We start from the raw sequence: 12,761 nt of genomic DNA on the forward strand, positions 1-12,761 counted from the left end.
TGTAATACACAATAATACCCGGCATACTTTCTAAGTTATGAACAACACCGAAAAGACCATCAGCTTCCGTGCCGATGCCGGCAAAATCGAGGCACTCGATTCGCTTGCGGCCGCGCAGGACCGTCCGCGAAGCTATCTGATTAATGAGGCCATCTCCAATTACGTCGAGCTGCACGCGTATCAGGACGCGCTCGTGCGTAAGGGACTGGACGACATGCGGAAAGGCCGCGTGCTCAGCCATGAGCAGGTGGCAAAGCGGCTCAAGAGGACGGGACGCCCGCGCCGATGATCGAATGGACGGAACAGGCGGTTCGGCAACTGGACCAGGCACATGACTACATCGCGCTGTCCAACTCCGAGCCGGTTGCCGCCCGGATCGTGATCCAAATCGTCACTAGCATCCAAGATCTCGCCGCGTTTCCGACGGTAGGCCGGCCAGGCCGGGTACCCGGCACCCGTGAACTGGTCATTTCCAACACGCCCTTCATCGCAGCCTATGCCATTGACAAGGACCGCGTCGTAGTCCTCGCCATCTACCACGGCGCACAGCAATGGCCGGAAGCGTTTTGAGGCGATCTGACATTCCCAGCCTGTAGGCCCCGCCGCCCTCGCCCGCGACACACTCCAATCGGCAATGCTTTAGTTTTTCAACCTCCGTTCACCAATCGCATTCTCACCTCCCCCATAATCCGCGCTCCCGGTGTATCCTGTCTCCACTTGCCTCGAGGCGTCCCCGACGAGGTTACGTGTTCTCTTCTTTCCCTTATCCGCGGCAACGCCACCTCGCCACGCCGGTTCGCGCAGTCCTGTTTTCCCGGCTTACCATCGTCCTGGCCGCGTATTTTCTCGCCGGCAGGATCGGTCTTGCCATTCCTTTCACCAGCGGCAATGTTTCCCCTGTTTGGCCGCCGGCAGGCATCGCTCTGGCCGCCCTGTTGGTGTGGGGCTATGGCATGTGGCCCGCGGTCCTGGCGGGCGCCTTTCTGGTGAATTTTTTCAGTCCGATTCCGCACGCCGCTTGCTTCGGCATCGCGGTGGGAAATACCGGCAGCGCGCTGGTGGCTACCTGGCTGGTGCGCAGGACTCCGGGATTCCAGGCGGCTCTGCCCCGTCTTCAGGACGTCCTGGCGCTGGTGCTTCTCGGCGGGTTGAGCACCTCCGTTGCGGCCACGGTCGGTGTCATCACGCTCAATCTCACCGGAGTGAAACCCTGGTCGGGGTTCACCTCGGCCTGGCTGATCTGGTTCTTGGGCGATGCCATGGGCGTTATCGTCGTCGCTCCCCTGATCCTGAGCTTTTCTCGGCTCGCGCGCCTGCAGTTTGAAAGTCGCCTCGAATTCACCGGGTTGGCAGCCGCCGCCTCGGGGGTTGCATTCCTGGTCTTCGGCCATCGCTTCGGCTTGGGCGCCGCCGACAACGTGCTGGTCTTCCTGGTGTTTCCTTTTGTCATCTGGGCCGCCATCCGATTTGAAATCGCCGGCTCGGCTGTCGTCAGTGCTCTCATCGCCGCCGTTGCCATCTGGCAGACCGCCACCGGTCTGGGACCTTTTGTTCAGCCGAGCCCCATCCGCGGCGCCACCTTGCTGCAGGTGTTCCTGGCTGTCATCTCGGTCAGCGGACTGGCGCTGGCCGCCGTGATTGCCGAACGTGAAGCCGCCGAAGGCGCCTTACATTTGGTCCAAGACCTGGCCCGGCGCCGCGAGCGGGCCGAGCAGGCTCTCCGCAGCAGCGAGCAGCGCCTCAGCGGAATCGTCAATTCCGCCATGGATGGAATCATCACCGTGGACCGCTTCCAGCGGGTTGTCCTGTTCAACTCCGCTGCCGAGCGCATCTTCCGCTGCCCGGCCGCCGACGCCATCGGCCGCGACCTCGATCATTTCATTCCCCCTCGTTTCCGCGACATCCATCGTCGTCACATTCAGGCCTTCGGCGAGACCGGCGTTTCCACCCACGCCATGCGACCTCCCGGATCGCTCTCCGGCATTCGATCCGACGGCGAGGAGTTCCCGATTGAAGCCACCATCTCCCAGGTGGAATCGGAAGGCCAGAAGCTGTACACCGTCATTCTGCGCGACGTCACCCTGCGCCGGCAGGCGGAAGAGGCTCTGGTCAAGTCCGAAAAGCTGGCCTCCGCCGGCCGCCTCGCCGCCACCATCGCGCACGAAATCAACAATCCCCTGGCCGCCGTCACCAACCTTCTCTACCTGGCTCGCGCCGCCGAGCATCTCCCGGAAGCCGCCCGCCGGCATCTCGAGCTCGCCGATACCGAACTCCAGCGCGTCGCTCACATCACCAAGCAGACTCTCGGTTTTTATCGTGACCAGAGCGCGCCCGTCCGCTTCGACCCGGCTGAACTCCTCGATAATATTCTCGCGCTGCTGCAAACCAGGATCGAGGCCCGGAACCTCGCGGTCGAAAAGCGCTACTGCGCGCGTCTTCAGGTGCTGGGCTCGGCGGGTGAGATTCGTCAGGTTTTGTCCAACGTCATCAGCAACGGCATTGATGCGGTCCAGCCCGGCGGACGCCTTCAGATCAAGGTCGCCTCGGCGCCGGACTGGCGCTCACCGGCGAATCGTGGCGTACGCATCACCGTTGCCGACACCGGCCACGGCATCGCGCCCGAAAACCTAGCCCGGATTTTCGAGCCCTTCTTCACCACCAAGAAGGACGCGGGCACCGGCCTCGGACTGTAGGTCTCGCGCCAGATCGTGGACAAACACGCGGGCTCCATCCGCGTTCGCTCCCGCACCACCCCACATCGCTCCGGCACCGTCTTCTCCATCTTCCTGCCCCTCGCCGCCGCGTCCGGAAAGACGAAACCGGCCGCCAACCTGTCGTGAGACCGATCACACGTATCCTCTGTGGCACACAGCCTGCCCTGAGCGAAGTCGAAGGGCGCCCTCGCGTGCGCAGTTGAGCGCTGGCCTCTAAGCCGGTGGAAGCGCTGGGTGCCCCACTTCTACCCGATTTTGGCAGATGTGGGCTGCACCTCGACCCCTTGTCGGATGCACCATTTTCGGTGCACCCCCTCTCCCCCTTGACAAACAAAATGCCTGCCATTTACACTTGGCACTCGACAGGCGAGAGTGCTAACACTCGATGTAGCTAGCCTCTTGCCATGGTGCAGATTTCGGCTATATCAGGTTGCAAGTACAGCCACTTAGAGTAAGAAAACAAGATCAAATCCAGTGCTGTAGCGTTTGAAAAGGAGGTCGTTTCATGGCTAAATTCACTCCCCTGCATGACCGCGTTCTGGTCCGCCGGGTGGCAGAAGCAGAAACCACGCGTGGCGGCATCATCATTCCCGACACCGCCAAAGACAAACCGCAGGAAGGCGAAATCATCGCCGCCGGCAAAGGCAAGGTCAACGAAGAGGGCAAGCTCCGCCCGCTCGACGTGAAAGAGGGCGACCGCGTTCTGTTCGGCAAGTACTCCGGCACGGAAATCACCATTGACGGCGAAGAGCTGATCATCATGCGCGAGGAAGAAGTGCTCGGCATCCTGACCGGATCGAAGAAGGAAAAGGAAGAGAAAGCCGGGTCAAGGCGGTGACAGCGTTTCGGTTATCGGTTATCGGTTGTCGGTCAGAACCAGTCGAAGCAAAACGGAAGCACTGACGAACTGAGAAACTGATCGACCGATCGACCGACGGACCAATAGACATTGTTGCGCATAGCCGAGGCGGCTGTGCCACACAGACATCGAAGAGGAGATACACAGATATGGCGAAACAGATTGTTCATGGCGAGGAATCGCGGCAGGCGATCCTGCGCGGCGTCAATATACTGGCCGACGCCGTCAAGGTCACGCTCGGCCCCAAGGGCCGCAACGTGGTCATCGAAAAGAAATTCGGTTCTCCGTCGATCACCAAGGACGGGGTCACCGTAGCCAAGGAAATCGAACTCAAGGACCCGCTGGAGAACATGGGCGCGCAGATGGTGCGCGAAGTCGCCAGCAAGACCAGCGACGTCGCCGGCGATGGCACCACCACCGCCACCGTGCTGGCGCAGTCCATCTTCCGCGAGGGCGTGAAGACCGTGGCCGCCGGCGCCAACCCCATGGCGCTGAAGCGCGGCATCGAGAAGGCCGTCTTCGCCATCACCGGCACGGTGGACAAGGACGGCAACCGCATACCGGGCGCGCTGGACAAATACAGCAAGCCGGTAGCGGGCGACATGACCGCCATCGCGCAGGTCGGCACCATTTCCGCCAACAATGACGAGACCATCGGCCGCATCATCGCCGAGGCGATGAAGAAGGTGGGCAAGGACGGCGTCATCACGGTGGAAGAATCCAAGACGATGGAGACGCAGCTCGAAGTGGTCGAAGGCATGCAGTTCGACCGCGGCTACCTGTCGCCTTACTTCGTCACCGACCCCGAGCGCATGGAATCCATACTCGAGGACCCCTACATCCTGATCAACGAAAAGAAAATCAGCTCGATGAAGGACCTGCTGCCGCTGCTGGAGCAGATTGCGCGTTCCAGCAAGCCGCTACTGATCATCGCCGAGGACGTTGAGGGCGAGGCCCTGGCGACCCTGGTGGTGAACAAGCTGCGCGGCACGCTGCAAGCCGTCGCGGTCAAGGCGCCGGGCTTCGGCGACCGCCGCAAGGCCATGCTGCAGGACATCGCAATCCTGACCGGTGGCAAGGCGATTACCGAAGACCTGGGCATCAAGCTGGAAAACGTTCAGCTTGCCGACATGGGCCGGGCCAAGCGCGTCACCATCGACAAGGACAACACCACCATCGTCGAGGGCAAGGGCAAGCACAGCGAGATCGAAGGCCGGGTGAAGGAAATCCGCGCCCAGATCGACAAGACCACCAGCGACTACGACCGCGAGAAGCTCCAGGAGCGCCTGGCCAAGCTGGTGGGCGGCGTGGCGGTGATCAAGGTGGGCGCCGCGACCGAGACCGAGATGAAGGAAAAGAAGGCTCGGGTCGAGGACGCCATGCACGCCACCCGCGCGGCAGTCGAGGAAGGTATTGTCCCCGGCGGCGGCGTGGCCCTGGTGCGCTGCGTCGAGGCCATTGACAGGCTCAAGCTGCACGGTGATGAAGCCATTGGCGGCAACATCGTGAAGCGCGCGCTGGAAGAGCCGCTGCGCCAGATCGTGGAGAACGCGGGCGACGAAGGCGCGGTGGTGCTGGGCAAGATTCGCGAGGCGAAGGACGCGAATTTCGGCTACAACGCGCAGACCGGCGACTTCGAGGACCTGGTAAAAGCCGGCGTCATTGACCCGACCAAGGTCACCCGCACCGCGCTGCAGAACGCGGGCTCGATTGCCAGCTTGATGCTGACCACCGAAGCCCTCGTCGCCGAGATCCCGGAGGACAAGAAGTCTCCGTCGATGCCCGGCGGCCACGGCGGGATGGGAGACATGTACTAAAAGCAGTTGCTAGTTGCTAGTTTCTAGTTGCTAGCGAAAACAAGGCCCCGCTCGCGAGAGCGGGGCTTTTCTTGTTTGCCGCTGATTAACGCGGATGAACGCGGATCAGAGCGCGACAATCCCACCCTTCGAATACCGCAAACGGTGGGGCAAGCGGCTGTTGTCTACCAATCAAAACTGAACGCAAGGACGTAGTTTCCATCTGGGAAGCGAATCTGCGGCCACCACACTGCAGCTTCACCGGCTGCCGTACGATTCTGCCGATACAGAAACAGTGTGACGGCGTCGCGAGGTGCGAGCGCTTCTTCACCCCCAGTGAGAATTCCTGCGCTTTCGCGGCGCGGTTGGGTCAGATTGCGTCCTCGCCGCAAAACTAGGTATGCCCCGTTCCCCTTCATCTGTTTCTGCATGTCAAGCGCGGCACGCAATGCTTCGTGATTCCAGAGCTGCGCACCATGAGCCGGATCGTGGTGACACCTCATTGTCAATTCAATGACGCGGTCGATTGTGATGGTCTGGAACGGCTCATCATCGCCGATACCCGAAAATTGGCTGTCGAGCCATGCAGTATCACGCTCCACGGCGGTTGAGCGTAGCGGATAAGCTGGATTGCAACTGCTCCCAGCGACGTAGAAGCCTAACGAGTTTGGATCCAAAACGTTACGTCGGGTTGGTCGCCACGATCCCGAGACGTAAATTCCCTCAAAACAGCCCTCAGGATAAGCCTGCAGCAAGTCGCGCAGTGCCGTCTCCATTTGATGTATTGACGTGAAGTGATCAGCCAGACGCTGCGGCAGAAACAACCGAGTCACTCCTAGGTCATGCTCGCGGTAGCCGTACATACGGGCATGTTGAAGCACGGTATCGGCATTTGGGGTACGGGGATTCCGCCCATAGTAGCTCACCAGCAGATTCTTGATGGTTACTCCGCGCCCCAGCTTATTACCTCCGACGAAAAGGTTGAACACAGAATCGAGCTTGATCTCGTCATTAGATCTCGCGTTAACCAGCTTAATGTTGGCGCCATTGATGTAGAACTCGATCCTGTCGACTATTTTGTCAAACGCTGCGAGCGTAGCGTCAGTCCCAAAAAGGTCATCATAGGCATCACGCAGGTCCTTCATCAACTGCAGATGCTTAGCAGATCCCTTCGCCTGTAGCGTAGCCACGGTATTAGACTTGAAGGAATCAATTAGCGACACGATATATGCATGGTCGCGGGTACTGACACTCACGTGGCAGAGGAAAGCAAACCCCTCGGTCGGGCGCTCCAAAACCTTCGCTGCAGCGCTGACAAGAAATGTGTACAGAGCTTTCTTCAAACCGCGCGGTAAGGCGCCTGTCGGTGACGGTTGCGCAGGAGCCTTTAGGTTCGAAACTTCTGCCAAATCGACGATCCGTAGCAGACTTGCTCTGCCGCTGCCAAAGAATGCGTCTCCACCGACATAACCCTTGCCGGGTTCGCTTATGACGGAAAACGATGGTCTGTAGCGATGATCGGGCCGCTGAAGGAACAGAGCTTGCGGCGTCGCCGTGACCTGCAGATAGGTGTTGACCGGAAAATAGTCACGGAAATCAGTGATTACTTGGTTGATCCTGCTCACCCCTTTGCCGGAACTCGTCTTTGTATTCAGGCTCGCCTGGTCCGCTTCGTCATCGATGATGAGGACCGATAAGCCTCTGGCGCGAGCGTCTCTAAACGCGTTGAGCAGGCTGTGGAGCATGCTGCCATTCTTCGAACAAACCACGGCAAACGGACCGGTCCGGAGTTGGCGCGCGAATCGAGCCGGGTCGCGCCAGTCCCGCTTGCCGAGCACGTTGAGTCCTCTCAGCGCGGCTTTGACGCGGTCTAGCGTTTGGTCATACAGCGGGTCATTGTCCGTTGTGAGGATTACGATGCACCGGAATCCGTTATCAACGGCCATCGCAGCAGCGACAGTCAGAATGCTGGTTTTTCCGCTTTGGATCAGGCCGTATAACAACCCATCCGACGGCTGCGGCGGCTGGCCAGCAATCGGGTCTACCGACAAGTTAATAATTCGCGCTGCCTTCTCAGAAGCGGCCCGGATACCATCCGGACCCAGGTCGCTTTCCAGCACCCGAAGAATTTCTGCGGTGTGCGGGCCATCGGCGATAACTGACCGTTTGGGAGCGGCACTGCTACTCATGAGATTCGTCCTCGAAAATGACGGCTGGCCATCTATTCCGTGCGATCTTGTGAGAAAGTGCACCGACGCGGCCACTGACCGCGTATGAACCATTGAATTTCCTCGTTAGTGTGATCCACGATGGTTCGCTGCCTGTCACAGACCTAAGCTCGCCGAGCGGCACGCCGCAAATTCCGTCGCCACCGCAAATAAACGTAATCACCGCGCGCGAAAATAATGGAAGCGCATCCCTCAACCGAGACACGTCATCGGTGCTTAAGGTGAAATGCCATGGTGAGTGGGTTTTGGTCGTATACTTCGGGTAAATCAGTGTCGACTGATTTACAACGTATCCGTGATCCGTTTTCTGGATTGTCCGGCAGCGCGCATCCTCTATTACGCGGATGAGCGCAGCCCCGTGATAAAAGTCCGTTTTTTCGATCATGGATGTCTTGTGGCTACCTTTCAGGGCCTACGTGAAAAGTACCCTCCGAACTATAGGTAAATGCTACGTTAACGTACCACGAATTCCGGGCATAAAGCATTGACTGATTTCATTTCCCGTCGCAAGAGAAGCGCGCTTATGGCGCGAATCAAGTCGTGCAATACAGCACCCGAGTTCGTTGTGCGGTCTTTTCTGCACAGGCACGGATATCGTTACCGCATTCATGTGCGTACGTTGCCGGGCAGACCCGATATGGCTCTGCGCAAGTACCGCACGGCGATATTTGTGAACGGCTGCTTCTGGCATGGTCATCGGGGCTGCACCAGGGCATCGGTTCCGAAGAGTAACAGCCTGTTCTGGCGAAAAAAAATTACAGGTAATGCGGCCCGAGATCGCCGTACCGCTACCGCCCTCCGGCGCTTAGGATGGACAGTCCTCACCGTTTGGCAATGCCAGTTGCGGAAATCGCATGTCGACGCCACCCTGGCACGGCTACTCACACGTATCGAGGGCGGCACAGCGGCGCGGAAACGTCATTGACAATGGTGCTAGACTACCCCAAGAATGCCGCGCCCGCGCAAGCCTTCACGTAGCCGTTCGTACACCGCGCTCGACCTGTTTTCTGGGTGTGGCGGCCTGACGACGGGTTTGAAAAGGGCTGGGTTTCGCGTTCTGGGTGCTGTTGAGAACGACCCGGTTTCAGCCCGTACATATCGCAGTAACCATCCTGCAGTCCATATCTGGCAAGAAGATATCCGCGACGTAAGAGCAAAGACACTTCTCCAGGATCTTCGACTGAAACGCGGAGAATTGGATTTGCTCGCTGCGTGCCCGCCTTGCCAAGCATTCTCGACGATGCGTACGCTAAATCGCGGACGGCGAATCATCGCGCGAAAAGAAAAAGACTTGCTTACTGAAGTGATGCGCTTCGTCCGCGTGCTGCTTCCGAGAACAGTGATGGTTGAAAACGTTCCGGGACTGGCTTGTGACCGGAGGTGGTTATCGTTGGTGGCCAAGCTACGGAAGCTTGGTTTTTTTTCCCAATACCGGGTCCTAAACGCCGCAGATTTTGGAGTTCCTCAACGCCGAAAAAGACTAATTCTATTGGCTAGTAGGCTAGGACCGGTGAACTTTGCTTTGCCGGAGCCTGAACGTGCAACCGTAAAGCAAACGATCGGATCGCTGCCCAAGGCTGGAAGAAGCCGTGATTCCTTGCACAATATCCCGGAGCGACGAAATCCGGGCATAAAAACACTGATCTCGCTGATTCCAAAAGACGGCGGTAGCAGAGGTGATCTGGAGGACAGCCTTCAATTGCCTTGCCATCACGAGTGTAACGGCTTCAGGGACGTGTACGGCCGAATGAAATGGGACGATGTGGCACCCACAATTACTAGCGGCTGCACAAATCCATCAAAAGGGCGATTCTTACACCCGCAGGAGAATAGGTCGATCACATTGCGAGAAGCGGCACTGCTGCAGTCCTTTCCAAAGAGTTACAGGTTTCATGTGAGGGACGGTAAATCGGCGATTGCCGCAATGATTGGGAACGCGCTACCACCGGAGTTCATTTCAAGGCATGCGAGGGAGTTGCGAAAAGTCACGCGTGACTGCTCCTGAACTTTTCACCCTCGTTCCCATTTCGGTCCTCACCCCTCAAATAATCCGCCCCGCATCACAGGGGTAGTTCCTCTTCCCTGCTCGAACCGCCCGGGAACAGTCGTCAGCAAAGGCAGTCGTCGGTCGTCAGTCTTCAGTCGTCAGGAAGACTCGGTTACTCCAGCAGCCGCCGATCCCACGGATAGTCGCGATAATCCACCACAACCACTCTCGCCGCCTCGCGGTGCATGGGGTTCAGCAGAACGTTGAAGGATTCCGGGGCGATGGCAGACGGGACACGCAACAGCGCGGTCTCATTCGACGTCAGCCACTCGTCGCCGATGGTGCGCGTGGCAACTTCGTCCTCCACCCAATTTTTCGGAAGATCGGCCTTGGTGACGCTTCGGATGGAGATGCCGTCAGGAGCTTCGCTCTTCAGGAGCTTGTAATTGCGGGGGAGATGGTTGGGATCGAGTTCCAGGTGGACCAGCGCTTCCGTCAGTGCCCCGGTGGCCGTCTCTGCCAAATAAACAATCGGCCGGCCCCGGGTGTGCCATCGCGCCGACGCCTTGAGTCCGCCGCGTCCGTCCAGCGTCCGGTGATTGCTGATCCGCCACAGGACCATAGGCTAGTGAAGCGTCGAAAACCGAGATTCCTCCCCTTCGACTTCGCTCAGGGCTGGAATGACAAAAATTGGGGTTCGTCTGGCTGAAGACTGACGACTGAGGACTGACGACTGTTCTAGGCGAACATGCCTTCGTCAATCTGGATCAGCATCTCCTCCACCAGGCGCCCACCGGGTTCCGTCGCCAGCAACTGGATGGGCGCGCGGCCCTGGAAGCGCTTCTTCGGCGAGCGCAACCATGACAGCGCCGAACTGTCGTCGCCCAGCACGGCATTCGCAGTCGCCAGGATGCGCGCCGTGCGCACCACTCGCTCCGATTCTTCCTTTGACAGCGGCTGACGCTTGCTTTTCCGGTGCTTCAGCGTGCGTGCCGGGATAATGACTTCGAACAACTCCCCCTTCGACAACCCCCGCTGCATTAGCCGATTCAGCACGCTGAGCGGAAGACCGGTTTCCACCAGGTCAACCACTTTTTGCTCCGAGGCCGTTCCTGCCCCGAGCAGGTCCTGAAAATAACCTCGCAGTCGCTTTGCTGTTGCCGTTGCCATGTGTCCCGTCCTGCAGATTAGTATGCCATACGGTTGGACACGTTGCCAGTAATTTGTCGGCATTGTGTCCACTTTCTAGGGGGCAGGCTCTGGCGCGCCATTCAGCACTCGGTACTCAGTACTCGGTACTCGGTGCCGCCTTGACCTTTTTTGCCACCGTCACGTATGCTCCCGCACAATCAGGAGGATGGCATGCGACGTTTCTCGATCACACTATTGTTGGTGCTGGCGATTGCCGCCGTGGGGCAGCAGGCGGCGATGAAGTCGAAGGAATCGGCGAAGTCCCAGCCGGCAAAAACCGAAGCTCGGCACGTCTACACGCAGCCGCAGATGCAATGGGGAGCGGCGCCGCCGTTTATCCCGCCGGGCGCGCAGGTGGCGGTGCTGGAAGGCGATCCCGGCGCCAGCAGCGGCGACTTCACGGTGCGCGTGAAAATGCCCGATGGCTACGTGGTGCCGCCGCATTGGCATCCCGCGCGCGAGAACGTGACCGTGATTTCGGGCACGATGCGCCTCGGCATGGGCGACAAAATCGACGAGAGCAAAATGACGACGCTGGCGGCGGGCAGTTTTGCCTATCTCGACCCCAGCATGCATCACTACGTCAAGATGAAAGGCGCGACGGTGGTGCAGATCCACGGCGCCTCGCCGCTGCAGTTCAACTACATCAATCCGAGCGACGATCCGCGAAACAAGAAGTAGCGGCGCAACCTTCTGCCATCTGGAGCATCTGGAGTTGCCATGACACCATTGCGAGTAGTCGCTTGCCTGCTGATGTTCGCGGCCATGTGCGTTACGTGCTCGTCGGCGCAAGACTGGGCGAAGGCCAAGCTGGAGAAAAGCCCGCGTCACGGCGAGTGGGTCACCATCAAGCACGGCGACCGCGCCGTACAGGCGTTTGTCGTCTATCCGGAAGTGAAGACGAAGGCGCCGGTGGTGGTGGTGATCCATGAAATCTTTGGCATGACCGACTGGGTGCGCGGCGTCGCCGACCAGCTAGCGGCCAACGGATACATCGCCATCGCGCCCGACCTGCTCTCCGGCATGGCGCCGGGTGGCGGACGGTCGAGCGATTTCCCCAGCGGCGACGCGGCGCGCGAGGCCAACTCCAAGCTGCCGCCGGAGCAGGTGATGGCCGACCTGAACGCCGCCGCCGACTACGCCAAAAAGCTGCCGGCATCGAATGGCAAGCTGGCGGCCGCGGGATTTTGTTGGGGAGGCGGGATGACGTTCCGCTTCGCGACCGTGCGCAAGGACCTGGCGGCCGCATTTGTGTTCTACGGGCCACCCCCGCCGGATGACGCGATCAAGAACATTACTGCGCCGGTGTACGGCTTCTACGCCGGCAACGACGCCCGCATTGACGCGACCATTCCCGACACCGAGCAGAAGATGAAAGCCGCGGGCAAGAAGTACGAGCCGGTCACCTACGAAGGCGCCGGACACGGCTTCATGCGCGCCGGCGAAGATCCCAGCGGAAACGAGGCCAACAAGAAAGCGCACGACGACGCCTGGCAACGCTGGCTGAAGCTGCTGAAGGCGAGTACCTAGTGCCGAGTACTGAGTGACAAATCATTCAGCTGCGACAAATTAGATGCTGGTCCGCCTAGTCCGAGATTTCCTGGGCGGTGTCAGGCGAACCGGCGGCGCGCTCGGCTCGCTGCGCAGGATTTCCTCCTCGGCCTGAAGCCAGTCGTCAAGGGCGCGGCCGTGTTCTGCGCCGCGCTTTTCGAAAAGCAGGTAAGCGCGAAGACGGATCTTTTCTTCGACGGACTGTGCCTGAGCGGGATTGCTTGGAACGCGCGCGGCGCTCATGAATGCCTCCAGAAGCAGCGATTCGTAGCTCGTGGTTAACGGGCGGTGCTGCGCAACCGCCGGTCGGTGGCAGCTCGTCAATTCCGATGATTTTCCAGAATACGGAAAACCGGGCCGGGAGTCGAGGCAGAAATTTCTATGAGCGCCATAAGAAATTCTGTTTTGAGAAGGGTTCCGCGATGGGCGCAATAA

The 12,761-nt window shown here is 59.5% G+C and carries 14 protein-coding genes; 9 read left to right on the forward strand and 5 right to left on the reverse strand.

All coding sequences use genetic code 11. From position 1 onward, the window contains the following. Positions 1 to 37: 37 nt before the first annotated feature. The 5 genes from LAN70_08460 (at position 38) to groL (ending at position 5,390) form a co-directional block, all read left to right on the forward strand. Entirely contained in the window at positions 38 to 289 is a 252-nt protein-coding gene (locus tag LAN70_08460; protein MBZ5511191.1) for a ribbon-helix-helix protein, CopG family, read from the forward strand. Continuing rightward, positions 286 to 570: a type II toxin-antitoxin system RelE/ParE family toxin gene (locus LAN70_08465; protein ID MBZ5511192.1), complete on the forward strand. Its 285-nt coding sequence runs from the start codon at positions 286 to 288 to the stop codon at positions 568 to 570. The genes LAN70_08460 and LAN70_08465 overlap by 4 nt, the downstream gene beginning before the upstream one ends. A gap of 176 nt (positions 571 to 746) precedes the next feature. After that, on the forward strand, positions 747 to 2,693 hold the full coding sequence (locus tag LAN70_08470) for an MASE1 domain-containing protein (protein ID MBZ5511193.1): 1,947 nt from the start codon (positions 747 to 749) through the stop codon (positions 2,691 to 2,693). A 526-nt stretch (positions 2,694 to 3,219) separates the two neighbouring features. Next, positions 3,220 to 3,552: a co-chaperone GroES gene (locus tag LAN70_08475; protein ID MBZ5511194.1), complete on the forward strand. Its 333-nt coding sequence runs from the start codon at positions 3,220 to 3,222 to the stop codon at positions 3,550 to 3,552. 170 nt (positions 3,553 to 3,722) lie between these two features. Next, positions 3,723 to 5,390, forward strand: coding sequence for a chaperonin GroEL (gene groL, locus LAN70_08480; protein MBZ5511195.1), 1,668 nt, complete (start codon positions 3,723 to 3,725; stop codon positions 5,388 to 5,390). A gap of 164 nt (positions 5,391 to 5,554) precedes the next feature. Here the strand turns inward: groL and LAN70_08485 are convergent, their stop codons facing one another. Beyond that, a complete protein-coding gene (locus LAN70_08485) occupies positions 5,555 to 7,558 on the reverse strand; it encodes a hypothetical protein (protein ID MBZ5511196.1) in 2,004 nt (667 codons plus the stop codon). Beyond that, complete coding sequence (locus LAN70_08490) at positions 7,551 to 7,982, reverse strand: hypothetical protein (protein MBZ5511197.1); 432 nt, start codon at positions 7,980 to 7,982, stop codon at positions 7,551 to 7,553. Before LAN70_08490 ends, LAN70_08485 begins: the two co-directional genes overlap by 8 nt. A gap of 99 nt (positions 7,983 to 8,081) precedes the next feature. On the opposite strand from LAN70_08490, the gene LAN70_08495 reads away from it, so the two are divergent. Further along, positions 8,082 to 8,522, forward strand: a complete 441-nt coding sequence (locus LAN70_08495) for a very short patch repair endonuclease (GenBank protein ID MBZ5511198.1) — start codon at positions 8,082 to 8,084, stop codon at positions 8,520 to 8,522. Between the two features lie 24 nt (positions 8,523 to 8,546). Further along, a complete protein-coding gene (locus LAN70_08500; GenBank protein MBZ5511199.1) occupies positions 8,547 to 9,602 on the forward strand; it encodes a DNA cytosine methyltransferase in 1,056 nt (351 codons plus the stop codon). Between the two features lie 154 nt (positions 9,603 to 9,756). On the opposite strand, the gene LAN70_08505 is transcribed toward LAN70_08500, so the two are convergent. Both LAN70_08505 and LAN70_08510 read right to left on the reverse strand, forming a co-directional pair. Next, positions 9,757 to 10,206 carry an RES family NAD+ phosphorylase gene (locus LAN70_08505; protein ID MBZ5511200.1) on the reverse strand — a complete coding sequence of 150 codons (450 nt, stop codon included), beginning with the start codon at positions 10,204 to 10,206 and terminating at the stop codon, positions 9,757 to 9,759. Positions 10,207 to 10,322: 116 nt separating this feature from the next. Continuing rightward, positions 10,323 to 10,754 (reverse strand): DUF2384 domain-containing protein, encoded by a 432-nt coding sequence (locus LAN70_08510; protein ID MBZ5511201.1) that lies wholly within the window; start codon positions 10,752 to 10,754, stop codon positions 10,323 to 10,325. A gap of 192 nt (positions 10,755 to 10,946) precedes the next feature. Between LAN70_08510 and LAN70_08515 the strand changes: the two genes are divergently transcribed. Together LAN70_08515 and LAN70_08520 are read left to right on the forward strand one after the other, a co-directional pair. Further along, complete coding sequence (locus LAN70_08515; protein MBZ5511202.1) at positions 10,947 to 11,456, forward strand: cupin domain-containing protein; 510 nt, start codon at positions 10,947 to 10,949, stop codon at positions 11,454 to 11,456. Between the two features lie 72 nt (positions 11,457 to 11,528). After that, complete coding sequence (locus LAN70_08520; protein ID MBZ5511203.1) at positions 11,529 to 12,305, forward strand: dienelactone hydrolase family protein; 777 nt, start codon at positions 11,529 to 11,531, stop codon at positions 12,303 to 12,305. 39 nt (positions 12,306 to 12,344) lie between these two features. Here the strand turns inward: LAN70_08520 and LAN70_08525 are convergent, their stop codons facing one another. Further along, the gene (locus LAN70_08525) at positions 12,345 to 12,569 is read right to left on the reverse strand and encodes a DUF2934 domain-containing protein (protein MBZ5511204.1); all 225 of its coding nucleotides are present in this window, start codon (positions 12,567 to 12,569) and stop codon (positions 12,345 to 12,347) included. Positions 12,570 to 12,761 lie beyond the last annotated feature (192 nt).

This window comes from Terriglobia bacterium (assembly GCA_020072845.1).
Lineage (GTDB): Bacteria > Acidobacteriota > Terriglobia > Terriglobales > Acidobacteriaceae > JAIQGF01.

What these genes read in the sequence shown, in the direction of transcription:
- LAN70_08485 (MBZ5511196.1), bottom strand. Translation starts at nt 7,558, where the DNA reads ATGAGTAGCAGTGCCGCTCCCAAACGGTCAGTTATCGCCGATGGCCCG.
- LAN70_08510 (MBZ5511201.1), bottom strand. Translation starts at nt 10,754, where the DNA reads ATGGCAACGGCAACAGCAAAGCGACTGCGAGGTTATTTTCAGGACCTG.
- groL (MBZ5511195.1), top strand. Translation starts at nt 3,723, where the DNA reads ATGGCGAAACAGATTGTTCATGGCGAGGAATCGCGGCAGGCGATCCTG.
- LAN70_08475 (MBZ5511194.1), top strand. Translation starts at nt 3,220, where the DNA reads ATGGCTAAATTCACTCCCCTGCATGACCGCGTTCTGGTCCGCCGGGTG.
- LAN70_08515 (MBZ5511202.1), top strand. Translation starts at nt 10,947, where the DNA reads ATGCGACGTTTCTCGATCACACTATTGTTGGTGCTGGCGATTGCCGCC.
- LAN70_08520 (MBZ5511203.1), top strand. Translation starts at nt 11,529, where the DNA reads ATGTTCGCGGCCATGTGCGTTACGTGCTCGTCGGCGCAAGACTGGGCG.
- LAN70_08525 (MBZ5511204.1), bottom strand. Translation starts at nt 12,569, where the DNA reads ATGAGCGCCGCGCGCGTTCCAAGCAATCCCGCTCAGGCACAGTCCGTC.
- LAN70_08465 (MBZ5511192.1), top strand. Translation starts at nt 286, where the DNA reads ATGATCGAATGGACGGAACAGGCGGTTCGGCAACTGGACCAGGCACAT.
- LAN70_08460 (MBZ5511191.1), top strand. Translation starts at nt 38, where the DNA reads ATGAACAACACCGAAAAGACCATCAGCTTCCGTGCCGATGCCGGCAAA.
- LAN70_08500 (MBZ5511199.1), top strand. Translation starts at nt 8,547, where the DNA reads ATGCCGCGCCCGCGCAAGCCTTCACGTAGCCGTTCGTACACCGCGCTC.
- LAN70_08505 (MBZ5511200.1), bottom strand. Translation starts at nt 10,206, where the DNA reads ATGGTCCTGTGGCGGATCAGCAATCACCGGACGCTGGACGGACGCGGC.
- LAN70_08490 (MBZ5511197.1), bottom strand. Translation starts at nt 7,982, where the DNA reads ATGATCGAAAAAACGGACTTTTATCACGGGGCTGCGCTCATCCGCGTA.